This is a genomic window from Alcaligenes ammonioxydans (assembly GCF_019343455.1).
GTDB lineage: Bacteria > Pseudomonadota > Gammaproteobacteria > Burkholderiales > Burkholderiaceae_B > Alcaligenes > Alcaligenes ammonioxydans.
The window spans coordinates 1,979,705-2,005,623 of sequence record NZ_CP049362.1; the positions used below are offsets into that span (position 1 = coordinate 1,979,705).

At 52.3% G+C, this 25,919-nt stretch carries 28 protein-coding genes; 4 read left to right on the forward strand and 24 right to left on the reverse strand.

Annotation, left to right across the window (positions count from 1 at the left end; genetic code table 11):
• Positions 1-37: 37 nt before the first annotated feature.
• The 3 genes from FE795_RS09110 to FE795_RS09120 form a co-directional block, all read right to left on the reverse strand.
• On the reverse strand, positions 38-670 hold the full coding sequence (locus FE795_RS09110; protein ID WP_000186237.1) for a type B-3 chloramphenicol O-acetyltransferase CatB3: 633 nt from the start codon (positions 668-670) through the stop codon (positions 38-40).
• A gap of 61 nt (positions 671-731) precedes the next feature.
• Positions 732-1,559 carry an OXA-2 family oxacillin-hydrolyzing class D beta-lactamase OXA-21 gene (locus FE795_RS09115; protein WP_014386432.1) on the reverse strand — a complete coding sequence of 276 codons (828 nt, stop codon included), beginning with the start codon at positions 1,557-1,559 and terminating at the stop codon, positions 732-734.
• Positions 1,560-1,628: 69 nt separating this feature from the next.
• On the reverse strand, positions 1,629-2,183 hold the full coding sequence (locus FE795_RS09120) for an aminoglycoside N-acetyltransferase AAC(6')-IIa (RefSeq protein ID WP_023622803.1): 555 nt from the start codon (positions 2,181-2,183) through the stop codon (positions 1,629-1,631).
• Between the two features lie 161 nt (positions 2,184-2,344).
• On the opposite strand from FE795_RS09120, the gene intI1 reads away from it, so the two are divergent.
• From intI1 to FE795_RS09140, 4 genes are all read left to right on the forward strand, one after another.
• Positions 2,345-3,358 (forward strand): class 1 integron integrase IntI1, encoded by a 1,014-nt coding sequence (gene intI1 / locus FE795_RS09125; RefSeq protein ID WP_000845054.1) that lies wholly within the window; start codon positions 2,345-2,347, stop codon positions 3,356-3,358.
• A 718-nt stretch (positions 3,359-4,076) separates the two neighbouring features.
• A complete protein-coding gene (locus FE795_RS09130) occupies positions 4,077-4,748 on the forward strand; it encodes a recombinase family protein (protein ID WP_207307420.1) in 672 nt (223 codons plus the stop codon).
• 39 nt (positions 4,749-4,787) lie between these two features.
• Positions 4,788-5,267, forward strand: coding sequence for a LexA family protein (locus FE795_RS09135; RefSeq protein WP_329956466.1), 480 nt, complete (start codon positions 4,788-4,790; stop codon positions 5,265-5,267).
• Positions 5,237-6,544: a Y-family DNA polymerase gene (locus FE795_RS09140; protein WP_131071814.1), complete on the forward strand. Its 1,308-nt coding sequence runs from the start codon at positions 5,237-5,239 to the stop codon at positions 6,542-6,544. Before FE795_RS09135 ends, FE795_RS09140 begins: the two co-directional genes overlap by 31 nt.
• A 116-nt stretch (positions 6,545-6,660) precedes the next feature.
• On the opposite strand, the gene FE795_RS09145 is transcribed toward FE795_RS09140, so the two are convergent.
• The 21 genes from FE795_RS09145 to FE795_RS09245 form a co-directional block, all read right to left on the reverse strand.
• On the reverse strand, positions 6,661-8,958 hold the full coding sequence (locus FE795_RS09145; RefSeq protein ID WP_131071815.1) for a DEAD/DEAH box helicase: 2,298 nt from the start codon (positions 8,956-8,958) through the stop codon (positions 6,661-6,663).
• Positions 8,959-9,070: 112 nt separating this feature from the next.
• The gene (locus FE795_RS09150; protein WP_131070567.1) at positions 9,071-9,697 is read right to left on the reverse strand and encodes a hypothetical protein; all 627 of its coding nucleotides are present in this window, start codon (positions 9,695-9,697) and stop codon (positions 9,071-9,073) included.
• Between the two features lie 81 nt (positions 9,698-9,778).
• Positions 9,779-10,120: a hypothetical protein gene (locus FE795_RS09155; protein WP_131070568.1), complete on the reverse strand. Its 342-nt coding sequence runs from the start codon at positions 10,118-10,120 to the stop codon at positions 9,779-9,781.
• 109 nt (positions 10,121-10,229) lie between these two features.
• Entirely contained in the window at positions 10,230-10,787 is a 558-nt protein-coding gene (gene radC, locus FE795_RS09160) for a RadC family protein (protein ID WP_131070569.1), read from the reverse strand.
• A gap of 278 nt (positions 10,788-11,065) precedes the next feature.
• The gene (locus tag FE795_RS09165) at positions 11,066-12,181 is read right to left on the reverse strand and encodes a DUF6094 domain-containing protein (protein WP_230406156.1); all 1,116 of its coding nucleotides are present in this window, start codon (positions 12,179-12,181) and stop codon (positions 11,066-11,068) included.
• Position 12,182: 1 nt separating this feature from the next.
• Positions 12,183-12,488, reverse strand: coding sequence for a hypothetical protein (locus FE795_RS09170; RefSeq protein ID WP_131071817.1), 306 nt, complete (start codon positions 12,486-12,488; stop codon positions 12,183-12,185).
• Positions 12,489-13,121: 633 nt separating this feature from the next.
• Positions 13,122-13,430 (reverse strand): hypothetical protein, encoded by a 309-nt coding sequence (locus FE795_RS09175; protein WP_021446568.1) that lies wholly within the window; start codon positions 13,428-13,430, stop codon positions 13,122-13,124.
• A 76-nt stretch (positions 13,431-13,506) separates the two neighbouring features.
• Positions 13,507-13,809 carry a hypothetical protein gene (locus tag FE795_RS09180; RefSeq protein WP_131070571.1) on the reverse strand — a complete coding sequence of 101 codons (303 nt, stop codon included), beginning with the start codon at positions 13,807-13,809 and terminating at the stop codon, positions 13,507-13,509.
• A gap of 71 nt (positions 13,810-13,880) precedes the next feature.
• Positions 13,881-14,156: a hypothetical protein gene (locus FE795_RS09185; protein WP_086060033.1), complete on the reverse strand. Its 276-nt coding sequence runs from the start codon at positions 14,154-14,156 to the stop codon at positions 13,881-13,883.
• Positions 14,157-14,687: 531 nt separating this feature from the next.
• Positions 14,688-15,302 (reverse strand): DUF3275 family protein, encoded by a 615-nt coding sequence (locus FE795_RS09190; protein ID WP_026484859.1) that lies wholly within the window; start codon positions 15,300-15,302, stop codon positions 14,688-14,690.
• Between the two features lie 619 nt (positions 15,303-15,921).
• A complete protein-coding gene (locus FE795_RS09195; protein WP_131071818.1) occupies positions 15,922-16,626 on the reverse strand; it encodes a DUF3577 domain-containing protein in 705 nt (234 codons plus the stop codon).
• Between the two features lie 309 nt (positions 16,627-16,935).
• Positions 16,936-17,217, reverse strand: coding sequence for a type II toxin-antitoxin system HicA family toxin (locus tag FE795_RS17445; protein ID WP_407927688.1), 282 nt, complete (start codon positions 17,215-17,217; stop codon positions 16,936-16,938).
• Entirely contained in the window at positions 17,135-17,578 is a 444-nt protein-coding gene (locus tag FE795_RS09205; protein WP_219234834.1) for a DUF1902 domain-containing protein, read from the reverse strand. Before FE795_RS09205 ends, FE795_RS17445 begins: the two co-directional genes overlap by 83 nt.
• Before the next feature lie 18 nt (positions 17,579-17,596).
• Positions 17,597-19,450 carry a DEAD/DEAH box helicase gene (locus FE795_RS09210; RefSeq protein WP_230406157.1) on the reverse strand — a complete coding sequence of 618 codons (1,854 nt, stop codon included), beginning with the start codon at positions 19,448-19,450 and terminating at the stop codon, positions 17,597-17,599.
• A 351-nt stretch (positions 19,451-19,801) separates the two neighbouring features.
• The gene (locus tag FE795_RS09215) at positions 19,802-20,110 is read right to left on the reverse strand and encodes a hypothetical protein (protein WP_131070573.1); all 309 of its coding nucleotides are present in this window, start codon (positions 20,108-20,110) and stop codon (positions 19,802-19,804) included.
• A complete protein-coding gene (locus FE795_RS09220) occupies positions 20,107-20,619 on the reverse strand; it encodes a hypothetical protein (protein ID WP_131070574.1) in 513 nt (170 codons plus the stop codon). The genes FE795_RS09215 and FE795_RS09220 overlap by 4 nt, the downstream gene beginning before the upstream one ends.
• 327 nt (positions 20,620-20,946) lie before the next feature.
• The gene (locus tag FE795_RS09225) at positions 20,947-21,384 is read right to left on the reverse strand and encodes a single-stranded DNA-binding protein (RefSeq protein ID WP_026484866.1); all 438 of its coding nucleotides are present in this window, start codon (positions 21,382-21,384) and stop codon (positions 20,947-20,949) included.
• Positions 21,385-21,976: 592 nt separating this feature from the next.
• Complete coding sequence (locus FE795_RS09230; RefSeq protein ID WP_131070576.1) at positions 21,977-23,095, reverse strand: PFL_4669 family integrating conjugative element protein; 1,119 nt, start codon at positions 23,093-23,095, stop codon at positions 21,977-21,979.
• Positions 23,096-23,142: 47 nt separating this feature from the next.
• Positions 23,143-23,532 carry a hypothetical protein gene (locus tag FE795_RS09235; protein WP_051316415.1) on the reverse strand — a complete coding sequence of 130 codons (390 nt, stop codon included), beginning with the start codon at positions 23,530-23,532 and terminating at the stop codon, positions 23,143-23,145.
• 148 nt (positions 23,533-23,680) lie between these two features.
• Positions 23,681-25,315 carry a hypothetical protein gene (locus FE795_RS17285; RefSeq protein WP_230406158.1) on the reverse strand — a complete coding sequence of 545 codons (1,635 nt, stop codon included), beginning with the start codon at positions 25,313-25,315 and terminating at the stop codon, positions 23,681-23,683.
• 7 nt (positions 25,316-25,322) lie between these two features.
• Positions 25,323-25,919 carry a hypothetical protein gene (locus FE795_RS09245; RefSeq protein WP_131070577.1) on the reverse strand — a complete coding sequence of 199 codons (597 nt, stop codon included), beginning with the start codon at positions 25,917-25,919 and terminating at the stop codon, positions 25,323-25,325.

Sequence of the window (25,919 nt, forward strand, 5' to 3'; positions counted from 1 at the left end):
AGCCGTGCCGCGAAGCGGCATCGGCTTGATTGAATTGTTAGACGGCAAACTCGAGCCAATACTTGTGCAGGCCAACAATATTAGACGAGCACAGCATGGGCATTGCCGCTTTGATCTTCTCCAGTGACCAATTCCACCACTCCATCTCCAGAAGCAATGAAATTTCCTCATCGGTGAAGCGTTTCTTAATCTTCTTAGCGGGATTGCCGCCAACGATAGCGTAAGGCTCCACATCTTTTGTCACCAACGAGCGGCTGCCTATCACCGCACCGTGCCCGATCTTGATTCCGGGCATGACCATTGCCTCAGAGCCGATCCAAACGTCATTGCCAATGACAGTATTACCTGCTTTTTGGAAGGCATCGAGTGCGCTTGAGAATGCAGGTTCTTCCTGCATATAAAAGAACGGGAAAGATGATGCCCAGTCGTACCGATGCCCCTGATTGCCAGCCATGATAAAGGAAGCCCCACTCCCGATAGAGCAGAAACTACCGATGATCAACTTATCAACGTCATCACGGTCCGGAAACAGATACCGTGCGCAGTCATCGAATGAGTGCCCATGATAGTAGCCAGAGTAATAGCTGTACCGCCCAACTTTGATATTGGGGTTCTTCACTTGCTCAGAAAGCAGCTTGCCTTTGAAGGGGCTATCAAAGTAGTTGGTCATAAGAGATCCCGCGGTCTGTGACTTTGCCGTCTAACGTAGAAGTAACCGGCGCTGCGCGGCTTTATCGCGCTGCGTCCGAGTTGACTGCCGGGTTGGGCGGCAACGCTTCGATAGAGCGAAGGATTGCCCGCACTATTGCCTCCCTTTTGAAAAGGTCATCCATCCTGTTTGGCGTATCAATATTCAGTGCGAAGAATACGGGGCCAGTCGGCCACTCAACCCATCCTACCCACCAACCCATGCGGCCTTCCCAGCCCGTCTTTGCGCGCAGTATCCAGTTGCGACCGGCTTCCACAATCATGAGGTCCTTGACCAAGCGCTGATGTTCTACCCGAAAGGGCAACTCGTTATGATAGAGCTTCCTGAGAAATGCAATCTGTTCTTGTGCCGCGATAGCAAGATTGCCATCTATCCAGTAATCGCCATTACTTGTCGAAGGATCGGCGTTGCCATAGTCGATTTGCTTCAAATAGCGTCGAGCCTTGTCTTCACCGATCTCTTTTGCAAATAGCTCATAAATCCAGACAGTAGAATTCCGCATTGCTGATCGCAAGTCTTGGTCTTGGTTGTGAGCTGCAAAGCTTCTTTTGATGCCGTCCCATCGGAAAACTTGAAACTCATCACGTGCAGCGCCTGCGTCAAGTGCAAAAAGTGTATGTGGAATCTTGAATGTCGAGGCCGGCGAGTAGCGTTTCTCTGACCGCACCTGATCAAAAACCAATATGACACGATCTGTTTGGCGTTCGTCTGCCACAACTATCGTGCCTTTGGCTTGAAATTCGCTGAAAAACTTCCGCCAGTCAGAACGTTCGCGCATGCCTTCTTGTGCATGCGCGAACGTGCCAAAAACAAAAGTGGAGAAAAGTATTGCGAAGATTCGGATTGCCATTAAGTTTTCCTTGACGCCCAACACCTGAATTAAGCCGCGCCGCGAAGCGGCGTCGGCTTGAATGAGTTGTTAGGCAACACCGCGCTTTCTCTCGAAGGCTTGTCGTGTTTGAACCATGTAAACCGCCGGCCCGTCAGGCGTGGTGATGATCTTCTCCCGCACGAATCCTGCCTTCTCATAGCAGCGTATGGCTCGATGGTTGTTCGGAGTCGGGTCGGTCTGAATCTTCGTCACGGTGGGGTCCGAGAACAGTAGTTCAACGAGAGCGCGGACAAGCCTTGTTCCTAGGCCTTTGTTCAACTGTGTCGGGTCAGCCAGAGACTGGTCTATTCCTCGCACTCCTGGATCAGTTTCATCTTCCCACCAGCCATCACCGCTTCCGAGCGCGACGTACGACTGAGCATAGCCGATCGGTTCCTCGCCCAGCATTGCGATGTACGGTGTTACGGACTCTTCCGCCATCGCTCTGGGCAGGTAGTGTTCCAGCACTTCATCAAGAGTCGGTCGCTCTTCGTCACCACCCCACCACTCAACGATGTGCGGCCGGTTGAGCCAATCATGGAGCATCGGCAGGTCGCGCTCGGTCATGAGGCGAAGAGTTATGGGGGGGGTGCTCGCGGACATGAAATGGTCGCTCTGTGCTGCCTAACTTTGTTTTAGGGCGACTGCCCTGCTGCGTAACATCGTTGCTGCTCCATAACATCAAACATCGACCCACGGCGTAACGCGCTTGCTGCTTGGATGCCCGAGGCATAGACTGTACAAAAAAACAGTCATAACAAGCCATGAAAACCGCCACTGCGCCGTTACCACCGCTGCGTTCGGTCAAGGTTCTGGACCAGTTGCGTGAGCGCATACGCTACTTGCATTACAGTTTACGAACCGAACAGGCTTATGTCAACTGGGTTCGTGCCTTCATCCGTTTCCACGGTGTGCGTCACCCGGCAACCTTGGGCAGCAGCGAAGTCGAGGCATTTCTGTCCTGGCTGGCGAACGAGCGCAAGGTTTCGGTCTCCACGCATCGTCAGGCATTGGCGGCCTTGCTGTTCTTCTACGGCAAGGTGCTGTGCACGGATCTGCCCTGGCTTCAGGAGATCGGAAGACCTCGGCCGTCGCGGCGCTTGCCGGTGGTGCTGACCCCGGATGAAGTGGTTCGCATCCTCGGTTTTCTGGAAGGCGAGCATCGTTTGTTCGCCCAGCTTCTGTATGGAACGGGCATGCGGATCAGTGAGGGTTTGCAACTGCGGGTCAAGGATCTGGATTTCGATCACGGCACGATCATCGTGCGGGAGGGCAAGGGCTCCAAGGATCGGGCCTTGATGTTACCCGAGAGCTTGGCACCCAGCCTGCGCGAGCAGCTGTCGCGTGCACGGGCATGGTGGCTGAAGGACCAGGCCGAGGGCCGCAGCGGCGTTGCGCTTCCCGACGCCCTTGAGCGGAAGTATCCGCGCGCCGGGCATTCCTGGCCGTGGTTCTGGGTTTTTGCGCAGCACACGCATTCGACCGATCCACGGAGCGGTGTCGTGCGTCGCCATCACATGTATGACCAGACCTTTCAGCGCGCCTTCAAACGTGCCGTAGAACAAGCAGGCATCACGAAGCCCGCCACACCGCACACCCTCCGCCACTCGTTCGCGACGGCCTTGCTCCGCAGCGGTTACGACATTCGAACCGTGCAGGATCTGCTCGGCCATTCCGACGTCTCTACGACGATGATTTACACGCATGTGCTGAAAGTTGGCGGTGCCGGAGTGCGCTCACCGCTTGATGCGCTGCCGCCCCTCACTAGTGAGAGGTAGGGCAGCGCAAGTCAATCCTGGCGGATTCACTACCCCTGCGCGAAGGCCATCGGTGCCGCATCGAACGGCCGGTTGCGGAAAGTCCTCCCTGCGTCCGCTGATGGCCGGCAGCAGCCCGTCGTTGCCTGATGGATCCAACCCCTCCGCTGCTATAGTGCAGTCGGCTTCTGACGTTCAGTGCAGCCGTCTTCTGAAAACGACAGAGCTGGTGGAACGCATGCAAGCCCCCGCATGCATCTGCGACGCGGTCATTTACGACGCCTGAAAAGCAAAGTAGTTTGGGTACGACCTGTAATGGTCAATACAGGTTCGAACAATGGCGTAGTGCAGAAAGACTACGCGGTACAAGCGAAGGGTTGAGAAGTCAGTTTTTTGGCTCTAAAGGGAGTTAGCCATAAAAATGGTTCATTTAAGTAGCCAAGAACCGCCTGGCTCAATAGGATCGGGAAGCAGTATTTTTGGCTACCCTTCCCAAGGGTGGACAAGATGGGTATACCCAAAATGACCAGTCAAAAAGGTGACGGCGTGAATAGGCAGAGAAGTATTACGGTGTTTATGGCATTGCTCTGTTTTAGCGGTGGCGTTGCCAACGCAGTATCGGCCATCCATCTTTTTATGGCTCGCACGGACTTCCAACAATTTCTATGGCATGCAGCAACCGCAGTGCTAGCTTTTGGCTTTGCGATTGTTGCTCTGCTTACTAGGCGAAATATAAATAATGAGTCCAAGTGAACACCACCAGGCACCGGGCGCTGCCCTCAAGGTGGCACGCATCTACATGCGCGTGAGCACGGAGGACCAAGACCTAAACCGGCAGGATGCCATCGTAGAGAGCACGAAAGCAGCCGGCTTTTACATCGCCGGCATTTACCGCGAGAAAGCCAGCGGCGCACGGGCCGATCGCGCCGAGCTACTGCGCCTGATTGCCGACCTGCAACCAGGTGAAGTCGTGGTTGCGGAAAAGATCGACCGAATCAGCCGCTTGCCGCTAGTAGAGGCCGAACGCCTGGTAGCCTCGATCAGGGCCAAAGGCGCCAGGCTGGCAGTGCCTGGTGTTGTGGATTTGACGGAGCTGGCCGCCGAGGCGAAAGGCGTGGCCAAGGTTGTTTTGGAATCCGTCCAGGACATGCTTTTGAAGCTGGCGTTGCAGATTGCTCGCGACGACTATGAAGATCGGCGCGAGCGGCAGCGACAAGGCGTGGCGCTGGCCAAGGATGCTGGGCGCTATGCTGGCCGCAAAGCTGACACCCAAATGCACGATCGGATTATTGCGCTGCGGTCTGCAGGCCACAGTATTGCTGCTACGGCAAGATTGGCCGGATGCAGCGCAAGTCAGGTCAAGAGAGTTTGGGCGCTTCATCAACCATTGGCGCGGTCGGCCGGGTCGTAGTGTCCCATGCTCTAAAAACTTACTGAGATACAAGCAGAAATGACTTTTCAGTTTTATTCTGTAAAATCACTGTTTATTTATCCAGTAAGAATTATGAATACTCCACTTCCTGTGACGCAGCTTCCAGTTCAGGTCTGGGCAATTTCTGCGACTGTACAGTGTGGATTCCCAAGCCCTGCGGAAGACCATACCCAAAAACGGCTCGACCTCAATGAGTTGCTGATTCATCAGCCTGACGCGACATTTTTCATGCGCGTGCGTGGCCCATCCATGCGTGACGCCGGGATAGACGACGGGGACTACGTGGTAATCGATAGATCTCTGGAGGCAAAGCACGGCAATGTCGTCTTAGCCGTTATCGATGGTGAGTTCACGATCAAACGCTTGTTTCGTCGGGCTGGTCGGGTGAAGCTACAGGCAGCGAACCCGACATTTACCGATATCGAGTTCCGTGATGGGCAAGAGTTGATCGTTTGGGGGGTAGTGACATGGACGCTCAAAGGCCTGTTACCCGCATAGCACTCATCGATGGGAATTCGTTTTATTGCTCCTGCGAACGTGCGATGCGCCCAGCATATGAAGGGCGGCCGTTGGTTGTGCTTTCCAACAACGATGGCTGTGCTATCGCCAGGACGCAAGAGGCCAAAGACTTGGGTATCAAAATGGGTGCCCCTTGGTTCCAGATCAAGCACTTGGCCGATACTCATGGCCTGATCGCACTATCTGCGAATTTCAGCCTTTACGGCGACCTGAGTAGCAGGATGATGAATGTGATTGGCCAATTCTCACCACTCCAAGAAATTTACTCGATCGATGAGTCATTTCTTGATTTGACCGGGGTGCCCGGCACGGGGCGAGAGATTGGAAGCGAGATCCGCCAGCGCGTAAGGCAGTGGGTTGGGATTCCAACATGCGTGGGCATCGGGCCGACAAAGACGTTGGCCAAGCTGGCAAACCACTTGGCTAAAAAGATGCCGCGCTTACAGGGTGTGTGCGATTTGTCAGGGCTGGCCACGGCGGACTTGATGCGTGCAATCCGCCATGTGCCAATTGACGAGGTCTGGGGTGTGGGCAGGAAGCTGGCGCCCAAGCTGCAGGCTTTAAACATCAATACCGCTGCTGACCTGGCCCAAGCCGACTGGCGTGTAATGCGGGACCGATTCTCAATTGTTGTGGCCAAGACCGCCAGGGAGCTATTCGGAGAAAGCTGCCTCGAATGGGAAGAAGTGCCAGCAGACAAGCAGCAAATCATGTGTTCACGCTCGTTCGGCAAGCCTGTTCTTGATCTGCAGGATCTTGAACAGGCCATCAGCACGTTCACGAGTCGCGCCGCTGAGAAGCTGCGTGCCCAGGAGGGCGTGACAGCGTCAATTCTCGTGTTCATTCGCACTAGCTATTTTCGCAACGATCCCCAGTACTCCGGCGGCACAGTGGCACGCCTGTTGACGCCGACGGACAGCACGGCCAGCTTGGTACAAGCTGCGCTGCAGGGCCTGCATCAAATCTATCGTGAAGGTTTCAAATACGCAAAAGCGGGGGTTTGCCTGTTGGATCTCGCTACGCAGCAGCAAGCGGATGCGCAGCGCACCTTATTCTCTTCCGGTGCAGTGGTCGATACCTCCGACCGATCTGCGCTGATGGCTGTGCTGGATGGCATCAATCAACGGTACGGTCGCAGCACGATTTCAGCGGCTAGTTCGTTCGCACCAGTTGATGCTGTGTGGAAGATGAAGCAAGAACGCATGACACCGGCGTACACGACAGATTGGGGTCAGATAATTGACGTCTGGAAATAGCTGACAGGCTGGTGTTTGCGCTTCGATCACCACCTGCATTCTCCGGAGATTTATATCATCCGTCGCCAAAAAAAAAGCCCCTCATATTGAGGGGCAAAGTGAAAAGGAAAAGTATGCTATGCGTTGGCCAACAACTGCTTGGCCAACTGGACCTCAATGCTGTCACCGGCATCATTCAGAACATCCAAGCCACAATCAGGCATATCCCCTGACGTTGACTGCGTAACAGCGATCTTCTTGGCCATCAGCCTTAAACACTCCACCTGGCTGGAACCTGAGTAGCCCAAGAACACGACCTTGACTGGATGCTTCTGGCCAATCCGCCATGACCGTCTGGCCGCCTGCATTAACGTGTAGACGTTAAAGCCAGACTGCATGAACACAATCGTAGGAAACTCCAGCAGATCCAGGCCAGTCTTGACCAGCTCTGGATTGGTGACAAGGACGTCAATACCCCGCTCCACCTGGTCAGCAACCCAGTCTTCGCGTCGAGCTGCGTCAACAGAAGCACGCAACACAGCAACTTTGAAGCCGTTCATCTCAAGGTGGCTTTTGAGCCGAGCGGTGGTGTCACGTGTACCCGAGTAAATCGAGTACACCAGCACCTTTCTTCCTTTGGCCTTCTCCTGTTTGCACAGATCTAAGAGCTGTTGCTCTTTGGGGGTAAGCTCTGACTCCTGAAAAACAGGCCCTTGAGAAAACAAGACTGCCTTACTTCGAGGGTGCCGGACGGTTTCTGGGCGAAAGCAGCACTCTGGCCAAGCCAGTAGCGTATTCATCACAACCCCAAGCAAGCTATTGTCCTTTTGGGCCAACGCCTTCTTGAGCTCGTACACCAGGTGCTTTGCCATGCGCTGATAGGCCTCATCCTGCGCCTGGCTCATTGGTACGTTAATGAAGTGCTCGTCATAGTCAGGCAAGACGTTCTGGCCAATGTCGCGCAACTTCAGGAAAACAGTGATCGGCACTACATACCGCATAATGCCAACCGGACCAAAGCCAGGAGCTTTACTGGTCCGTACCGTCATCTGCTTACCTTTAGCGGTGCGATGCGATGGGCCAGTGCTTTCCTTGTACACGTCTTTGAGCACGCCATGCTCACGCATGAACGCCATAGCTGCGCTTCCCATTGACCCATTACGAGCAGGTTTGAAGCCATCTTGAATCATCTGTGTCGGATTTATTCTCCACAAAAGATGAAACAAGTCATCGGCATAGCCCCCCATCAGTGTCCCAGTGAGCAGCAGTGTTTTTTGGCATTGGCTGGCCAGCACGCCCATGGCCTGGCCCTGGGCTGAGCCCTCATTTTTGTATTCATGGCCTTCATCTACAACCAAAAGACCGAAATACCCACGAGGCAAGTAGCGTTTGATGAACTCAGTGGCTTGATAGCCCCCCTCCCCTATACTGAACTCAAAGGACGCGAAGGATCGCTCCATACGCATGGCCTGCCGATCGGAGAAAACAAGCTCGCCAGACTCATCCATGAGGTTGAGAAACTCATAGACGTTATCGTCGAGCATTCCCCCAAGCAGATCCTCTCCAAAAATCGAGAGCAATTTGCGAGCGGTTTTATCTCCGATCGTCGGCATTTGCTTCAAAGCACCCAACACCAGATCGTGCATGGAGTCGATACGCTTACCTGCACGAATCAACGTCCAAAGCGTGCTATCGCAGTGGCTGCATTTGCAGCGTCTATCAGCAAGCATGAGTGCGGCCGCCTCAACGGAGAGCGGCATCATTTCACCATCCGCATTCTCACGTTCGATGGGTTCCATGCAATCAGGGCAGCAAGCAAACCTAAACCGTTGACCATCTTGCAATACCTGGCGAGTCAAAAATGCCGGTTTCCAGTGAAACCCCATGCGCATACGCACACGCCCAAGCACAAAGAACTCTGGCTTACTGGTTTTCAAACCCAGGGCATTTCGTAGCGCCAACAGTTTGCGTAGCGTATCTGGCCCATTCAGAATCCAAACCTTAGCACCAGGGACGGTGGCCAGGATCTCACGTCGCCACTTATAGACCAGGTGAGGCGGCGAAACGATCAGGGTACGTGGATGCGTACTCTGCATTAAAGCCGCAACACAAATGGCCATCATGGTTTTGCCCGTGCCCATATCCGCATTGAGTACCGCTGCCGGTTCATTGTGATCCAACAACAGCTTCACAACGGCGTGTACAGCATGGGCCTGGGCCTCAAATGGCTGACGGGTCAGATTGTCCAGAACGTGTTGCCGCGCACGCCAAACGCGAGTTTGAGTGTCCAGGTCCGGATCGTAAATAGGCGGGTTCTGGCGACGGACTTGCTCCAACAAGCCCTCACCAAACTGATCAATAAAAATGGCCAGAGGCATATGCAGCTCATCGGCATTTTGCTCTGGGGTATCTAGCTGGGGATGTATAGCGCCCATATTGGCTCTCCACAAAAGGAATACGGGGAGCCAGCGGGGCTGCTCCCCGCATGGGTTAGAAAAAAATGTAGAAAAGGCTGGATCCGGAAATCAGCCAATCAGCTTAGAAAAACTACAACTGCAAACGTAGGCGCCCTACCCTGACCCCATCAGAGATGAAATCAAGAAAATGCTCACTTAGACTCACCCGAACTGCCTTGACAGGGCCAAGCGTGGGATACAGATCGCTGCCCATTATCTGCACAGCTTGCTTATCACGGCACCACGCCAAAACCTCTGCACGCCAATGGTCCAGAAGGGCCACCGGCGACAAGCTTTTAATCAGTTGCCAGGCACGATCATCGAGATCATTCTCCTGAGCCTCGTTAAGGCTGACCAAGTCGCTCACTGCTGAATAGTGAAGAACCCAACCGATTCGATTGGCACGGTCTGGCTCCTGTAGATTCTTGTCAAATACCCACAGTTGCCCCAAAGGACCAAACAGGTTTTGCTTAGGCAACCTGCCGGTGTGTTTGCCTAAGCGATCCACACCGCCAACCTCCACTAAGTGGCGTTGGCCATCATCGCCGCGCAAGTGAAAGCGTTGTATACCGCCTTCCTTATTGCCCAACTGCATCGCAGCCATGAATTGCATCAGCGATCCATCGCGTCCATACAGCGAAACGAACAAAAAGCGACCGTCCGACTCTCGGATGCAGGCATCTGCCCAGACCTCAGGAAACTCCTCTACTTGGTACATCACCGAGCTCCATAGTTATGCGACTGGCCCCTTCCTCGCACAAAGGAGGAAGGGGCCAGGCCGCGCCGTTTAGAGAGATGGTCAAGCCGAGCGCACGGCAAATGAGCCGTCAGCTTGATAGGTGATGTCTCGATTCCCCACGTTGTTCCAGGAGTCGCGTTGGACCTCAGTGAACATATTTGCTGGCACAGTGATTTTGAGCCGGTGCAACACCGCTTTAAAATGCTCCAGGCTCAAACCAAATGGGTTGGACTCATAAAGATTGCTATACAGATACTGATCATCGAACCCGGTCACATCCGGATCCACAAAATCCACCTGCTTTTCGATGACCAAAAAATAATGCCCCAAAGCCCTATCCCAACCTAACAGCACGGTAACGGGATGATCTTTATAGGTGGTTTCAAAGTAATGACGACTCATGACAAACTCCAGAAAATGAGTCGCAACGCCCCATAAGGGCCGCAGCGACCCCATGGGTACAGGTTAAAAACGCCCAAATGCGGGCTAAACAAACAAGAAATGACTCAAGTTACAGGTCGCCGTGCTCAGCGAACGAATAGCTAGTGGTATCGGCTGAAGGCCCGACGATCAAATGGTCCAGAACCCTTACATCGATCAGCTCCAATGCTTTTTTCAGCCGCTCAGTGACTTGGCGGTCTACCTGGCTAGGCTCTAACTTTCCGCTTGGATGGTTGTGAGCCAAAATGACCGCGCCAGCATTGCTCCTGAGCACCTCTTTAACGACCTCACGAGGATAGACAGCCGTTTGATTCAGGGTGCCTTGGAACAATTCCCGATACTGGATCAGGCGAAGCTGGTTGTCTAAAAAGAAGACAGCGAAAACCTCGTGTTCTAGGCCAGCCAAACGAGCAACGGCATAGCGTTCCGCAATGCTCGGCGTTGACATGGGAGTTCCCGAAGGCACTAAAGACACAATCGCCTCACGTGCGGCCTCCAATATCTGCTCTGGAGTCGCCAACACGTAGTGCCCATGCGCATCAGCAACATGCAGTTGCGCGGGTTCAGGCGCTGCCTGAGCGTATACAGGCGGCGCAATGGGTAAAATCGACGTATCAAAAGAAGACATGGGTATCTCCAAAAAGTGGAGACAGCCGGCCCCTTGAGGACGGATGTCCCCAAGGGATAAGACGGGCTGCTGACATGCCATGCATGACTGCAGCAGATAAGAAAAACTACCCAGGCAGTAAAAGACCACCTTGATGCGTTTACAGGGTTGAACGCATCTATAGAAACCCCTTTAGGTTTGATGAGAAGGTTTCCCCAAATGGTCTGGACCAGGCCCCTTGAGGAACCCTTCTAATGAAGGGTGAATAGCGCCACCTATTGGCACCGAGGGATAAAGCATCAGCTGATCTTTACTATCTGACCAAGCCGATGATCGGCAGTAAATTCAATGGCATTGATCGTAGGTACAAACTTATCCAGCATCGTGATGGTCTCTGAAACATTCCCCTTCTCATCCACCTCCAGGTTCTGGATGCGTTCTTTCTTCTTAAAGGTATCCCCCTTAATCAGAAAAACTCGCCCGTCTTTGGATTCAATGCAGCCAGTCACCTGTCCGGCTGCCAGCGCAAGCGCCAGGTGCCATTGAGTCATCGTACGAAGCGGCCTTCTGTGACTGGTCCGCACCTGAGAGAAATGAACATCAAAGCCTTGCCACAACAGACTCGCCTTCCATGTATTGAGCTCGTCTTTTAATTGAGCAGAATCGATTCGCACCGCATGAAAGTCAAGCTCCGCATCAGCTGCTGGCACCTGGTAGGGCTCATCATCCCAGACCTCTGGCAATACTTGATCTACGAACTCTCCGGCCTGAGCCTGCGCAAGCCAATCAAGAACGCTTTTACGTGGATGTGTGCTTCGGATTTTGGTCCCGAAGATCACACATTGTTTGAATTGCTGCTCGGGGGCCATAAAGAACCGTAAATTGTCGAAATTACGGGCCAAAAATGTCCGAATCTCAGCATCTAAGGCGTAATACGGAATGATGTAGATAAGCACCCCGCCCTCAACCAGGAATGATGCCGTTTTCTTTAAGAACGTGCGCTCCAGACGCTCGGCTTTGTCAGAATCAGCGTTGGCCAGGTTCGCCGCATCACTGATCCCAAACCCGTAAGGAGGATTCAGAAACAGTAGGCCAATACTGCGAGCCTTAACCACGACGTCATGAAGGTCCGCGTGAATAACCCGATCCAAGAGGGTTTTCGCGTGCCAGGCGCGTTCTTTATCAAACTCAACCCCCAGAGCTTCAATGCTTACTGAAGCGTCACCAGCGCGCTCCTGTAGGCCAAGACGGATGTCAGCCAGCGCCGCACCTTCCCCGCAACATGGATCAAGCAATCGCATGGGTCTTGATGCTGGCATGAGGAAGTGTTGAATCCGCTGCAAAGTCTCATCATCGGTCGGGTAGTATCCGGCTTTGACGAAGTTACGTGCCAAGCGAGTGAACAAAAGAGCCATGTCACGCCTCCTGAGCATCAATGAGCGAGATCTCACGGCCAAACACCAGGCCTGCTGTTTCAGGTGAAGGCTCGCCATTCTGAGAAACCCACCAACTGGGTGGTTGAAGGGGGTAAACAAGCAGCCCAAGGTACGGACCTTGTGAGGCAAAGCAAACGATTCTGCATTTACCAATATTGTTGAGCCTGACCATCACAGTTTCGCCAATGGCTGGAACAGGCTCTGGCCCGGTCCAGATCAGTCGATCATCGGTACGGTTTCTGTCAGTGGTGTAAAGCGGTAAGGTGAAATAGCGGACAACGATCATGTGGGCCTCCGAAAAATAAACGACGAGAGACCCAGACGGATCATCCCGCCGGGAAAGTGATAGAGATAATGCAAACCCATTCTGATGGGTTTGCATGGGTTAGAGGATCAGTACTCCGATGGCAATGTCAGCGTGGTGCAGGATCGATCCGATTCTGTAACGATCCAGATTTTGAGTTGGTCATTGACGCGATACGACGACATCAGTCGCCCTCCACACGCTAGGGACCGCTGGTTAAATCGCCAATCTTCGTGGCACAGATCCCCCCAATCACCAACAGCGTGACGAGCCAGGTACTCACAAGCGTTGATCGTGCCTTCTTGATCCAGCTTGGTAACACCTGGCGTAGCCACAACCACACCGAGTTCAAAGCGCGGCAGCACATTGGCAAGAGGCGAGAGATCGAAGGAATCTCTGCACACAGGTTGAGTCTGTTCAGTCATAGTCGGCCTCACTAAAAATGCGCAGGCCATACCCATGCGGGTCTGTGCCCGCAGGGGTGAAAATGGAAAGACAAAAGAAAAGCGAATGTCACCAGACCGATGAAAGACCTGGCATACATTCGCTAGTTAGGAGGAGCGCACTCCTCATCAAGGCACACCGAGGTGTGCGGAAACAATCGCGTGCTAAACGCTAGAGCATGAACATTTTCATGCCGCTTAGGATCAGACCGGCAAAACCAGCCAGCATCAAGCCAAGACGGATGGTCATATCCCGCTTGGTCACCTCAATGTCTTTTCTGGTCACTTCAATATCGTGCTTCAGTTCAGTGCGAAGCGCGGCAATGTCGTGTTCAACCTTGGCTGACCACTTCTCCAGCACTTGATCAAGTGTGAGTGCCATAGCACCCTCCATTGCGATGGCCACCTTTTCGGCAACCTCTTGCTTCATACCGGCATCGACCAGACCTTGCCGTAGCAGGAACAAGTCAGATGGACTCATTGGCATATAGTACCTCTTAAAAAATAAAGAGGGCTATTACCCTTGAGGGGCAAAGCCCTCAAGGGTGGATTAAATATTAAGCGGCTAACCGCAGTAGCACTTGCCATAGCGGCGCACCGAAATGCGCCTTTATGACGATGCCAATCAGGCTGGCACAAGCAACAAGTAGCAAGATAAAACAGACGAGGGTGATCATCTCCCGCCTTCTCACCTCAATGTCATGCGTCAACTTAATGCGAAACATAGCAATGTCGTGCTGCAGCTCAGTGCGAAGCATGGCAATGTCGTGTTTAACACTGTTTTCGGCAACCTCTTGCTTCATACCGGCATCGACCAGACCTTGCCGTAGCAGGAACAAGTCAGATGGCTGTAGTGACATACCGTACCTCTTTAAAAATAAAGAGGGCTATTACCCTTGAGGGTCAAAGCCCTCAAGGGTGGGTTAATACGTTAAGCGGCTACGACTGTAGCCCCGAATCGCAGCCAACGATGAGCTTGCAGACGTTGTTTGAGATCGCCAGGTAGACGTTGAGCCAGATCCTGCCGAACGGAGCAACCTTGAACGAGGCGTACGAAGGAGCACACCTGTGCAGGTGCAAGCTCATGTCGAACCGCCAGGAACTGTTCAAAACCTTCATCACTCGCCTGAGAGAGCCAGTCATTGAAGATCGAGTGCAGATTCTTACGCTGAGCCACGGTGATAGGAAAAAAATGCAGTTGAGCCATGATCGTCCTCTAAGAAAAGGGGACGACCAAGCCCCCAGGGACACGGTGTCCCCATGGGGTGAATAAGAAGCGCAGGAGAACCCCGCGTGCATCGGTTAAAAGCAAATACCCAGGTAGCCAAAGCCACCTTGGTGCGTTTCCAGGGTTGAACGCACCTGTTTGAAACCATCGTTGGTTTGCTTAGATGATTTCCCTTGAAGGCCGGGCATGATTAACCTGGCTCGCAAGGGAACCCATCTAGGTTCCGGGCTTAAATAACAAATTAAAATTCATACCCCCTCACTCCCCTTGGCGAATCCAAGGTGTGCGTCACCGAAATGGAGGTCCTGGTGACAAAAGAAACGGCGCGCAAGGTACGTGGCTGGTTTTGCTATCACCAGCTCCGGCTTAGCGCAAAAGCTGCGGACGCATAAGGACGCCGCCTCCCAGATTCAACGATGCACCAATGCACTGTGCGGTCTGGCTCATGGTCTCGATAGCATCAAGAACATAAGTCAAACCGCCACCTTTGGGCGGTTTAGAAATGAGGGTTTACTGGGCAAACCAGATTTGTTGTTTCGCATCGAAACGGTAGCCATGACGTTGGCCAAGTTCAGCTGCTTGCCGTCGTAGCAGCGCACGTTCTACAGTCGCATCAAGTTTGATGGGATCTCGGTTGACAATGGCTCGGAGCATCTCCGCGTCAAGCAACCCATCGTGCCCTCCCTGCGTTGACTCTTGTGGTCCAGAACCCGAAGACCCTGACTGGGGCTTCCCACCCTTGTTAAAGTGGCTAAAGTCTTTTGCGGTAGATGGAGGGGGAACTGGCTTTTTAGGTGGTGCAACCCGTACAGGTCTTTGCTCGTCAATGGGGTCAGGCTCAGCTTGCTCATGAGCAGTCGATAATTCGGCCTGGCTCTCAACTTGTAAATCGTGCAAACGAGCACGAATTTCTGTCACACCTTTGCCAAACGCGATGTATTGCGACAGATAGATTTCACTAATCCACACAGTTGCCTGGTACTCACCTTCCTCAAACTGATCCAGGAGGGGGTCTTTGACCTTGAACTCACCATAAGCAGTTGAGAGGTCTGCAACGCAGAACGCACCATTTCGACTTTGTCGAATCCGTTTTACGCGCAGCTGCGCTCCATCTATACGGATCATCGTGATCTCCTTCATAAAGACAGGGAGACCAAATCCAGCCGGAAGAGATCTCCCGGTGGGGTGTGAAATGAAAGTACCCGTGCAGCATACGCCGGACGGGTACAGGGGGGCTTAAATGGTGGCTATCCAACTTGCGATCGGATAGTAATTTAGAGCACGTGAGGTTCCTGTTTGAACGTGCAATTCAACGGACGTACTCGTGTGATATGTACCCCAACTCTATACAGAGCGTTCACGTTTCAGGGGTTGACGTGTCGTGCCCGAAGGCGACCAGGTTATTCAAGTGACACCTGAAAACACTCGCAAAACCGAAGAAGTTTAGTCGCTAATCATCACGACTTCAAGAAAAAAGCCAACTGAAATTAGTTGTCTGTTTTTACCATAGGCTCACTTAAACAATCCAGGATATGTAAACACTCAGCAACACTACATGTTTCCAGATCCAGACGGATAATCCCAGCTCGTTGCCCTGCCTTTACGATTGCTCTCATCAGGTTCTCGCGATCAAAGCAAGCAGACTGAGAGAACTGTCGATTATTTTGTGTCATAGCAGCTCCGAAGAAAAAACCCTCGCACCGTCCAAATGGGAACAGTGACGAGGGTTTTGATGAGGCGTAGGTTAAGCAACGCTCTGATAAGCATAGTTTGCAGCGTATTGAAGCGCACTACTTGCTCCATATCCTGCTTGATATGCCGCAGCGCCTTGGTTCACCGGCACCGGAGTGCTGTTGCTGTTGAACTTTGGCGTTGCTGGACCTTGAGCGTTTTCCTGTGGTGCTTTATTTTCAGACTGCACTTGCTCAGGCACATCCTGAGAAGATTCATCATCGGTCGAGGGGTTCTGCAGAGGAGCCTCCTCTTGAAAAGGAGTGTCATCCACGCTGGACTCTTCTTGCGATTCACGTCGGAAAATATTAACGCCATCAACAGTGACACTGTTGATCAACAACAGACGTCCCTTGATCAGTGCGGCAGGCTCTTGCTCGCCAGTAGTGCGCCCATTCTCATCTCGAAGGTTGCGCATGTAGGAATGGGCGTAAATATCACCCACACGGAACGAGACGAAAACCTTGCGTTTAGCCTCGACATCACCCTTGAGTTTTTCCACCATTTCGATGGCTTCACTCCCCGAGACCCGGAGGTCAAAGTAGGTGTAGTCAGGTTCGTCCGTCTTTCCACGCATGGCAGAAATCGAGCAAGAAAGAAAAGGCTTTGCTTTGCGGCCAGAACCCTTGGTTTCAACCCAGCGAATACGGTTCAGATAACCGACACCGTTAACGTGAAGATTGAAGTGGTTAGAAGTTTGAGTGGAAGCGTTAGTCATAATAGTGAACTCCAGAAAAATGGACTGGAGGAACACGCACCCACCCAAGAGCCGAATGGCCTGGACAGGGAAAGCGGGTTCCCTGTCCGGGTAGCAAAGAAGAAGATGTACTCTGGTACTGTCTTAGAGGATCAGTACGTGCGTCTTTCAAGAGTTGAGACGCCGCTGTGGGGTGCCTTATGGCGATTCACGACAGTAAATTATCAGCGATTAATGTCGAAGTCAATTCTACGTTTCAACCATTTAATGACCGGAATAATAAAAATGGCCCACCCCACGGAAAGGGTGAGCCAAAAAACAAAGGATGCCTCAGAACTGCTTAGGCAGCCCTGCCTGTTTCAGCACACCATTGGCAGTGTGTCGAGACAATATCTTAGAGTCCACTGGAAAGTGGGTTTCAGTAAGAGGCGAATACCAGATAACATGGTCGCCCTTCCCTTTGCGTACTTCGACGCAGCCTGCTTGTATGAGAATTTTTATCAGCTGCGGCGTATAGCTCGCACCCATCTCAAGCTTGGCTACGTTGGAGGGGTGCAACACGCCTAGCAATGAGTTCAAAACTCTCACCAGTGGCATCCTTATGAACACCATTGGCGTCCAAAAGCTCCGGCACCATTACGTCCAACTTTTGTGTCAGTTGTTCCATCGTAGGTGCCTCGGTGATTAAGCCAGGTACGTCCTGAGACGTTGCGACCCAAACACCAGCCTCGGCATCCCAGTCCGCATAAACCAGGTGAAGTTTGGCCATCAGAATGTCCCCTGGAGAGGATGTAATTAAAAGCATATTCGCTCCTAAAAAAAAAGGAGCAGCAGCCCTTGCGGGTTGCTGCCCGCAAGGGTGTAAAAAGCCCAGGCAATGCCTCGATGCACTTTCAGGGTTGAGCACATCTGAACCGCTTTCAATCGGTAAACGGTACAGAATCAACCTACTCGATTTAATCGCAGCAGTCAAACTGGCTTTAACCAGATTTCAAGCGTGAGCAAGCGCGGCGGACTCCCCTTGCATCCATCGTTGCAATGCTGCATTCGTGATCGCAGCGGCTTCATTTGCTTGTGTCATTGTCACAGCCTCTACGACATCAATTTCTGTCTCACGCTTGCCCTCCAGGATCTTCCACACAGCCTCATCGATCGTGTCGGGTATGAGCGGCACGATAACCATCACATCGCGCTGCTGGCCCAGCCGGTACGCCCTATCCTCGGCTTGGCGCATGAGCGCGGGGGTCCAGGGCATCGATGCAAAGGCCACGTAGTTAGCAGCGGTTAGAGTAATACCGACACCAGCTGCCATCGTAGTGCCGATAAACACCCGGACCTCGGGGTCATCCTGGAATGTGTCGATGGCCTTTTGCCGCTTGATAGCAGAGTCAGCTCCGACCAGACGCACAGCCTTAATACCAGCGGCCGTAAAGGCATCATGCATGGCATTGACCGTGCTCATGTACTCGCAAAAGATGATGATCTTGTCTTCGGCCTGTAGGCTCTCAACCGTTTCTATCAGGAACGGTGTTTTAAGCGTTTCAAGACACTGGCGCAGCTTAGTGATCTTAGGCATGGCCATAAGGCTCATGTCATCGTAAATCTCTTTGTAGGCAGCCAAGCCTTCGCTAGGTGAGATATAGCGCACCGAGTGCGTTTTGGCGCCAAGGTCGAGCACGTCCTTTCGCCTGCGCAGCATCCAACCGCCCAAGGCACGGGCTAATGCAGCTCGACGATCACGGGATCCAGTGAATTCTTTGCGGAACTCCTTCAGCTCCATATGGCCAAGTGAGTGGCCCGTCAAACGCAAAAGCGTGTGCAACTCAATTTCACGATTCAGAAGCGGTGTACCGGTCACCACATAGCGCTTCGGAATACGCGTGGCCATCACAAAGGCATTGCGTGTACGCCCAGATTTATGCTCCTTCAGGTAATGCGCTTCATCAATAGCCATGGCCCCGAACGCCAACCCGACTTCTCGTACCAGGCCACCCAATCGTTCGTAGTTCGCAATGACCCACTGACAGCCGTATAACGTCGAGATTCGATCATCCCCTGCAAAGCCGACAATAGCATCGGGGTACACGGCATGGATCTCACGCTCCCAGTTGATACGCAGAGAGGCGGGACAGACAATAAGCACTCTTCCCTGCCCTGCTGCCAGGCGAGCACCCACAACTGTCTGGCGTGTCTTGCCCAGACCCATATCGTCGCCTAAGCATGCTCCTGTCTGCCCAGCAAGGTGACGTACCCCTTCGATCTGATAGTCTCGTAAGCCCGCGCCCACAGCAGCAGCGGCCAGCACAGCCTCATCGATGTCAACTGAACTACTTTGTTCCAGGTCAGCAGACAAAAAACCCGCGCCGTCTACATCTTGACCAGGACTGCCATCTCCTCGCTCAGGTGTTGCAGCAGGAACCTGAATGGGAGATTCGTCAGCATTCGGTGATACCAGCTCTTCGAGTACGACGGGCTGCTCATGCACGAACGAAAATTCAGGGGCCACGCCTGCCAGGTCACGGAGCATCTTCTGGATGTGAGCTACGTCACCACGTACTTGCCACGCTGCAGCGGGTTTATGAAATCTCCCCTGTAGCGCACGCATGGCACGCACGCACAGCCCATCGTACGAAAAGCTGACGGCATGTTGGCCATGGTTGAGGTCGCCTCTGGCCAGCTCAAAAATTTGGACGTCGAGCAGTTGGGTAAAGTAATCAGGCTCGGGTGCCCTTATAGCTGCTTTTAATAGCGCAGCAACCCCGTCAAACTCAACATGCTCACGCAGATAGAGCGCTTCTAACCAAGCCAGGGCATGGTCCGCGTTAGCCTGCTCCAATACCCACATTCGCCGTCCTGGACACCACCATGCTCCAGCTTTGGACAACCGGGCAGCCATTCCTGAAATATTGAACAGCTGTAGCCCAAGCCTACGACCGTCAAAAACGGCTTGAATCAGTAACTCAGGGGCCTTGAGGGAGATTGGCGCAATACTCAATGGCAGCACCTAAAACGCCGAAAACGAAGCAACAGCCATAGCAATCAAACCGAGGGCTGAAGTAACACCACCAATACTGAAAGAGAAGAGCCCTAAATCACTGCCATGCATGCTTAGCCCATAGATTAGGGCAAGAGCACCTATTGAAAAAACAATCGCAGATATCCCAAAAATTAACATTTTTAAGGCTCCAGGCACCAATTAAGAAGAGACTTCGCCAACATCTTGGCGCTGTCTTTCAATATTTGTTTTTTTCCAGCAATTTAAGCTAACTTCTTCAACAATCTTGTCTAAATCAAAATTCGTCACCACCTCGCCGCTATCAAGTCTTTTCCGAACTAAGACTTCAACTTGTGGATGGATACGTATTGCTTTCCTTATCCTTCTTTTCTCTGCCGGTTGATTAGGGTCTGGAACCCAAAAAATATATACGAGACTTGCAATTAAAGCGATTACAGCTAAAAAAACAACTATCCAAAATAATGCGTCCTGCATAGCTGCATAATTCATATTGAACCCTTTAGAGCACTATCAGGTTGGAGAACGATTCTTGTGCTTGTGTTATCAAGTACGGTATCCAGCATCTCGGGTGAGATCGCTTGTGTGGCACAATTTGTTTTATGAAGCTGCTTGGCAAGCGCAATGCCTCGATGATCTCTTACAGCTCCCTCCCTTTCCCGCTCAGATTTATAGACTAAATTTAATTCGAAAACCTCTCCGTCCAATTGAATGCCACGCGTCCTCAATTCAGAAATATTCTGCTCCGCAATCCAGAGAGCAACGCCCTTCCACTTACACCAACCGATAACCTCATTCAATATTTCCTTATCGAGATGGAGGGCATGATCAATAACAATCGTTTTGGTTTTTTTTGGATCTGGCCACAGCCAGTTTTCAATGGGGTTCACCAAGGGATCGAGTAGCAAGATGCCCTCCCCGGTAAATACAGAAGCAATCAATTTAGATTTACCCACACCTGTTTTGCCCGTAATGAGAATTACGTCATATTTAGGCTTCATCACCTCTTCCTCTTTTTAGTGAATCGGGACCATTCCCGCGCAAGCACCCTGCTGGTACCAGGGCGCCTGCCTCCCACTCAAACACTCGATTCTCTTTCCCTTTCAAGCAGATACAGAAAACGCACAATCGGAACCACAACCGCTAAGATTAACGAACACAAGGCCAAGAAAAGAAAGCCGCCATTGATTTCAATCTCAAGAACACTATTGAATACGTAACAAATCACAACTACTGTCATTGTTAACACTGACACCTGCGTAACAAGCCACGCCAACTTTACTTGCATATTTCCTCCGTTTCTGTAGACCAGGCCACTGTTTTACTGATCAAGCGGGCACATCCTCATCCAACGATGCCTCCTGATCACGGGCTGACGAAGGTCGGTTTGCTTGTTTGTAGGTGATCGACTCAATACGAGTGAGCTGCAGGGCTACATCCTCAGCAACGATCTTGATGACTTGTACCTCGGCATTCGTGGTCTCATCTTTGGCAAAGAAATCCCGCTCCTCTCCAATTACCAGTACGCGAGCTCCCTTGCGCAAGAACTGTGCACACGCCTCGGCCTTGCTGCCGTAGATCTCGACCTCGCGCCAGAAGCCCCCAATCTGCCCAACTTCGCCGGTGGCCTGGTCCACCCCATAACGCCCAAAATACACACGCATACTGCACACACTAAACTCTTCCCCCGAATTGTTCTTACGAGGAATACGTTTCAAGGTGGGTGAGTCGCCCAGGTTGCCCTTACCAATAAACAAGTTCTGCATATCAACTCCTTTCGGTGAAAAACAAACGACTTGACCATATGGTCGGATTGCCCTGCGTTAACTGGATCACGCCCTACTTCGACTCGGAATTGGCCTAGCAAAAGTGGGCACTTTGCGTTGCTGGCTCAATAACTTCAGTTCACGTACGAGCCCGCGCAATTTGAGGTGTTGCGAATTGAATTCTTGTGCCTGGGCATTGGCGTGCTCGTACCACTGCCGCAGCACGGTCGGTAAGACTGAATATCTTGCATGCGCCTCTTCCCATGACAGATGCTTTCTTGTGCCAATCTCTCGCCAACGCAGAGCCATATAGCCATCCGCTTTACGACGGTGCTCGGCCAGATACATGGAATAGCCAGCCACTTTCTTTGTGGCAGCACAGAGAGCGACCATGTCTGCCTCAACCTGGTCAACTTGCGTAAGATGGTGGCGCAGCGTCTGGGCGGTGCCCCTACCCGTAAAGGGCTTTGTGTCAATCACGCTCTGACACGTTTCGTTCTCCAAGGTCCCCCTTGCCCACTCAACTACATTGACACGTTGACTTCGAGTCTGCTTTGCCATTCATTTACCCTTTCTTCACAAAACCCTTTCTTCACACCAAATCAGAATCGGCATCCTGATACTCATCGGCTGCGCGCTTTGCTTCAGCTTCAGCCAGTTGCACACCAACTGACTGCAACAGGTTCCTTTCCTTCTCAGTCAATGTGTACCGGCGTCGAGAGTGCCGTGGTTGCAGCTTGGCGGTGAACACATCGGCAGGCACCATGCCGAATACTTCGCGCACGAACTCTACCCGCTGCTTGCCTTCTTCTGAAGCATGTTCCGTAATGAAGTCCAGTCGGGACAGCGCATTAATATCTGGCTGCATGAGCCAACGTGAAAACCTGGCGACTTCATTGAATACGCGACGGATAAAGCGAGTCATTTCCGTGATTGAGCGGCGCATCTGCTGATCGCTTAAGAGCGTCTTGCGGCCCAGGGTCTTTTGCAAACGGATGAAGTAGTCGTAATCAACAATCAAGCGGCTGATGCTGTATCCGTAGGGAGATCGGAACCCCAGCTGCAAAGACTGCGGTTGTGCAGACTTCAGGACGGAATAACTCAACCCTCGTTGCTGCTGACTAGACAGCAAAGTCTCGGCAGCCTTGATCTCCTCTTGCAGCCGCTCATTCACTTCTTCCATGGATTGCTCATGACGCAGCAAAGACCAATCGGCATAGGGATTGTCATTGCCCGTTAGCAGCCATAAGCTGCGCAACGAACTGGCGACACGGCGACCACCCACAATAGGTGCCACATCCGAGCCAGGCTCACGAACTCGCCCCATAAACAACCTGAACGCTTCTTTGGTATGCAAGGTCATCAGATCGTCTTCTGAATCAACCAGTGAGCCCAGGTCATCCATAGCGAAGAACTCAGCAGGCTTAACGTCGGGATCAGACCCCTTGCGTGTGTGGAACTTGGCCTGCATACGAGCCAATTGATCTTTGCGATCTTCCAGTTCGATATACCGTTCATAAAGAGGATCATCCTCATGCATCGGACCTGCCATATACGCAGCCAGCAAAGCTTCTTCGCCGGTAATCGAATACCCATCGGTGAATGGGGAGTTCTCCTCCGTAGAGAACCCAATAAGAGACTTGGGTGCGGGAATGGCAGCGGGCTTGTCGCCGGACTTGAGTCGTGGCTGCTTATCAGTCGAAGTAGGCATAGGTAGTCACTGAGAAGAGAAAAATGAATGGGTGGTGATGGACATCATCAGATCGTCGAACCCTTGAAATCTGCCAGCGGTGTTGCGTTGACAGCATCCAGAAACGGGAACGTATTGGCACGAAATCCAGGTAACATGCCGCTCAAAGGGTCTTGATTGAGGAACTCCAACAAGGCGTCACTGTTGACTGTGACCAAGGTGCGGTAATTGGGCTGAGGCATGACATTAATAAGTCCCATCGTCTCCAATCGCTCTAAGGCGCGTTGAACTTGACGACGGTTGATTTGACCTAACAATGAGTCCAAAGCCATCTTGGTAGCGGACGTCCGAACTCGGCGCTCATCTCCGTGGTCTTGTAGCAGTACATGAAGAACCAGGGCATCGCTGTATTTCTGTAGTCTATGCAGAAGATGGATAAACAATTGTTCGTTGGTCATTAATACGATCTCCTGAATGTGTTCTGTTAAGTGGCCCAAAACGGGCCACCTCCCACACTGTGTGCGGTGGCCCAAAATGGGCTACCTCCCAACTGTTGGGGATTAGGACAAAATGTCCTACTGAATGAAGTTCTGGTCAGCCAGGTCCTCATGACTGCTTCCTCATGGCTTGCACTTGCTGGCGCAACTGGGCAAAAGCCTCCTCTTTTGTCATTGGAGGCAGAGAAGTCGTTAGGTTTGTATTGAGCGCCTTGATGTGCTCTTGGACGGCGTCCTGCGCATGTCGATTTTGTTCACGCTGGCTCGCGATGCTTTGTGCATACGCCAGATGCACACGCCCCGATTCCAAGCCAACACGCAGCGAATGCAAGTAACCAGGAGGATTTGCGATTTGCTTACCTGGATTGCGCAACTGGCCTTCCAGTTCATCCAGTAAACACTGACGATGTTCGGGTTTAGCTGTGGCCAGCACTTTCCGTACAGCCTCATGCCATTGCTTGCCAAGCACACTGGGTAGGCTGATATCAACCTCGTCGTTTTGAAAATTCAAATCATCACGACGACAACCCGCTATCTCGGCCAGTGCCTTGGACTTATCCCCTGCAGACGCCGTGGTGATGGCGGGTCTTGTAGTTGTTTGAAGAGATATTGTTGTATTGTTGTTTCGCGGTTTGGGCAGCTTAGTTTCGCGTTTTGGGCAAGTTAGTTTTGCGGTTTGGGCATCAAGTTTCGCGGTTTGGGCAACTGGGCGAGTTGTGAGGTCGCTTGCTTTTGTGAGTTGTCCACAAGCTGCACCAGGACTGACTGAGGCCTGAGCAAAGAGACGTCCAGGATTCATACTGGCAGGGTCACGCAGCGCGTGCTGGAGGGTATCGTTTGCCCGTGCTGCGCCAGCACTATCCAAATCAAACAGCGGCCTTTGTGACTGTGTGCCAGCTCCAAATAATTTGCTTGATCGTGATGGCGCAGGCTTCTGCCCATTCACAGGGTCAGGTTTGGATGCCGATGTCAGTTTCGGTGTAGCAGCAATGGGTGGCTGATCAGTAGACTCAGACTTGAGGGGGTACTGCTCCTGACCGTGCAATAAAGGGCATAAGGCCAACAAGTTAATGCGTATGCGATTACCTGCCTCCTGGAGTAAACCCATTTGTTTCAGGCGATCACGGGCATTGCGTTGTGTTTTACTGGTCAAGCATAGAGCGTTACGAATCGCCTGTTGAGACAGCGTAAATTCACCTTCGATGCTTCGGCTGTAAGTAAGAACATGCCGTTGCTGAATCAGCAGATACGATAGGTACAAGCCAGAGGCCACATTGCCCGCAATATCCGCCAATGGCCGATAGAAGCTCACGTAGCGTTTCAGCAATGGTGCGAGTTGCGCCCAGTTTGCTTTCTGATCAACAACTGAGATCCCCAGGCAAGAAGCGAGACGATCAAGGTTGATACGATAGTGGAGCTTGGCCGGTCTACCAGCCAACTTTTCCTGGATCAGCGAATGTTGAACGAGCAAGAGACGAGCGCTCTCCTGCTCTCGGGTGGTCAATCCCGTTGCTTGCGTACACTGTTTTGCCGTCAGAAAGAACCAGCCATCACGATTTTTATAGTGAACGGCAGTATGCCGAGCCCAATAGAGCGCATGCCCCAAAAACAAAGCAGCTTTGAAATTGCCCAGCGTTTCAGCCAGGTTTGGGTAGTACTGCACAAACCCTTGGCTGGTGAGCAACTGCATAGCCTCATCAATTAGAGACGCCGTTGTTGTATCGGTGTTTAATGCGGCACCCATAGCCATCTCATCCGTATCGCTTGGAAAGAACGGGTTGTGACGACGATGAGCCTTGTTGTTTATGAACCTCCTCGAGCGAGTTGGCCAAAGAAGCGGACGCTTGGAGAATGGCATCTGCGACAACATTCAGATGCAAGCGGTATTCCGGTACACGACCTGGTCCGGACTGTTCACTTAGCATGCCCAATGAGATCAAATCTCGTCGGCATGTCCGCTGCTGAGAGGCAGTAATCCCTGTGACCTGATGACACTGCGTCGCTGATAGTCGAAACACATAATCATCCTCCTGGAACTCCTCAGGCTTAGCTTGAGCAACCCGTTCCAACACAGACGAAAGCCATAAGCCCGTGATGACATTGCCCGTAATGTCGACATACAGACGATGAAAGCTGATTGGCGTTTGCCCCATCAAATTCAACAGCGCCGCCTGCGCTAGAAAGTCTTCCCTTGGCGCGTCTTTACTGTTCTGAGAGTCACCGACATGAGGAGACGGTAAGGCCCACTCGCCCTGAGCCTGACCGCAGTAATCACGCTCTGACGCAGGGACAGTCGCCGGATGTAACGCAGTTGTAGAAGTACTTGGCATAGTCATAATTTCGTCCAT

What these genes read in the sequence shown, in the direction of transcription:
- FE795_RS09115 (WP_014386432.1), bottom strand. Translation starts at nt 1,559, where the DNA reads ATGGCAATCCGAATCTTCGCAATACTTTTCTCCACTTTTGTTTTTGGC.
- FE795_RS09220 (WP_131070574.1), bottom strand. Translation starts at nt 20,619, where the DNA reads ATGAAGCCTAAATATGACGTAATTCTCATTACGGGCAAAACAGGTGTG.
- FE795_RS17285 (WP_230406158.1), bottom strand. Translation starts at nt 25,315, where the DNA reads ATGGGTGCCGCATTAAACACCGATACAACAACGGCGTCTCTAATTGAT.
- FE795_RS09235 (WP_051316415.1), bottom strand. Translation starts at nt 23,532, where the DNA reads ATGACCAACGAACAATTGTTTATCCATCTTCTGCATAGACTACAGAAA.
- FE795_RS09110 (WP_000186237.1), bottom strand. Translation starts at nt 670, where the DNA reads ATGACCAACTACTTTGATAGCCCCTTCAAAGGCAAGCTGCTTTCTGAG.
- FE795_RS09185 (WP_086060033.1), bottom strand. Translation starts at nt 14,156, where the DNA reads ATGGCTCAACTGCATTTTTTTCCTATCACCGTGGCTCAGCGTAAGAAT.
- FE795_RS09165 (WP_230406156.1), bottom strand. Translation starts at nt 12,181, where the DNA reads ATGGCTCTTTTGTTCACTCGCTTGGCACGTAACTTCGTCAAAGCCGGA.
- radC (WP_131070569.1), bottom strand. Translation starts at nt 10,787, where the DNA reads ATGTCTTCTTTTGATACGTCGATTTTACCCATTGCGCCGCCTGTATAC.
- FE795_RS09175 (WP_021446568.1), bottom strand. Translation starts at nt 13,430, where the DNA reads ATGAGTCCATCTGACTTGTTCCTGCTACGGCAAGGTCTGGTCGATGCC.
- FE795_RS09135 (WP_329956466.1), top strand. Translation starts at nt 4,788, where the DNA reads ATGACTTTTCAGTTTTATTCTGTAAAATCACTGTTTATTTATCCAGTA.
- FE795_RS09150 (WP_131070567.1), bottom strand. Translation starts at nt 9,697, where the DNA reads ATGTACCAAGTAGAGGAGTTTCCTGAGGTCTGGGCAGATGCCTGCATC.
- FE795_RS09140 (WP_131071814.1), top strand. Translation starts at nt 5,237, where the DNA reads ATGGACGCTCAAAGGCCTGTTACCCGCATAGCACTCATCGATGGGAAT.
- FE795_RS09245 (WP_131070577.1), bottom strand. Translation starts at nt 25,919, where the DNA reads ATGGACGAAATTATGACTATGCCAAGTACTTCTACAACTGCGTTACAT.
- FE795_RS09190 (WP_026484859.1), bottom strand. Translation starts at nt 15,302, where the DNA reads ATGATCCGTATAGATGGAGCGCAGCTGCGCGTAAAACGGATTCGACAA.
- FE795_RS09170 (WP_131071817.1), bottom strand. Translation starts at nt 12,488, where the DNA reads ATGATCGTTGTCCGCTATTTCACCTTACCGCTTTACACCACTGACAGA.
- FE795_RS09145 (WP_131071815.1), bottom strand. Translation starts at nt 8,958, where the DNA reads ATGGGCGCTATACATCCCCAGCTAGATACCCCAGAGCAAAATGCCGAT.
- FE795_RS09195 (WP_131071818.1), bottom strand. Translation starts at nt 16,626, where the DNA reads ATGACTAACGCTTCCACTCAAACTTCTAACCACTTCAATCTTCACGTT.
- FE795_RS17445 (WP_407927688.1), bottom strand. Translation starts at nt 17,217, where the DNA reads ATGGTGTTCATAAGGATGCCACTGGTGAGAGTTTTGAACTCATTGCTA.
- FE795_RS09230 (WP_131070576.1), bottom strand. Translation starts at nt 23,095, where the DNA reads ATGCCTACTTCGACTGATAAGCAGCCACGACTCAAGTCCGGCGACAAG.
- FE795_RS09215 (WP_131070573.1), bottom strand. Translation starts at nt 20,110, where the DNA reads ATGAATTATGCAGCTATGCAGGACGCATTATTTTGGATAGTTGTTTTT.
- FE795_RS09210 (WP_230406157.1), bottom strand. Translation starts at nt 19,450, where the DNA reads ATGTGGGTATTGGAGCAGGCTAACGCGGACCATGCCCTGGCTTGGTTA.
- FE795_RS09120 (WP_023622803.1), bottom strand. Translation starts at nt 2,183, where the DNA reads ATGTCCGCGAGCACCCCCCCCATAACTCTTCGCCTCATGACCGAGCGC.
- FE795_RS09180 (WP_131070571.1), bottom strand. Translation starts at nt 13,809, where the DNA reads ATGTCACTACAGCCATCTGACTTGTTCCTGCTACGGCAAGGTCTGGTC.
- intI1 (WP_000845054.1), top strand. Translation starts at nt 2,345, where the DNA reads ATGAAAACCGCCACTGCGCCGTTACCACCGCTGCGTTCGGTCAAGGTT.
- FE795_RS09130 (WP_207307420.1), top strand. Translation starts at nt 4,077, where the DNA reads ATGAGTCCAAGTGAACACCACCAGGCACCGGGCGCTGCCCTCAAGGTG.
- FE795_RS09225 (WP_026484866.1), bottom strand. Translation starts at nt 21,384, where the DNA reads ATGCAGAACTTGTTTATTGGTAAGGGCAACCTGGGCGACTCACCCACC.
- FE795_RS09155 (WP_131070568.1), bottom strand. Translation starts at nt 10,120, where the DNA reads ATGAGTCGTCATTACTTTGAAACCACCTATAAAGATCATCCCGTTACC.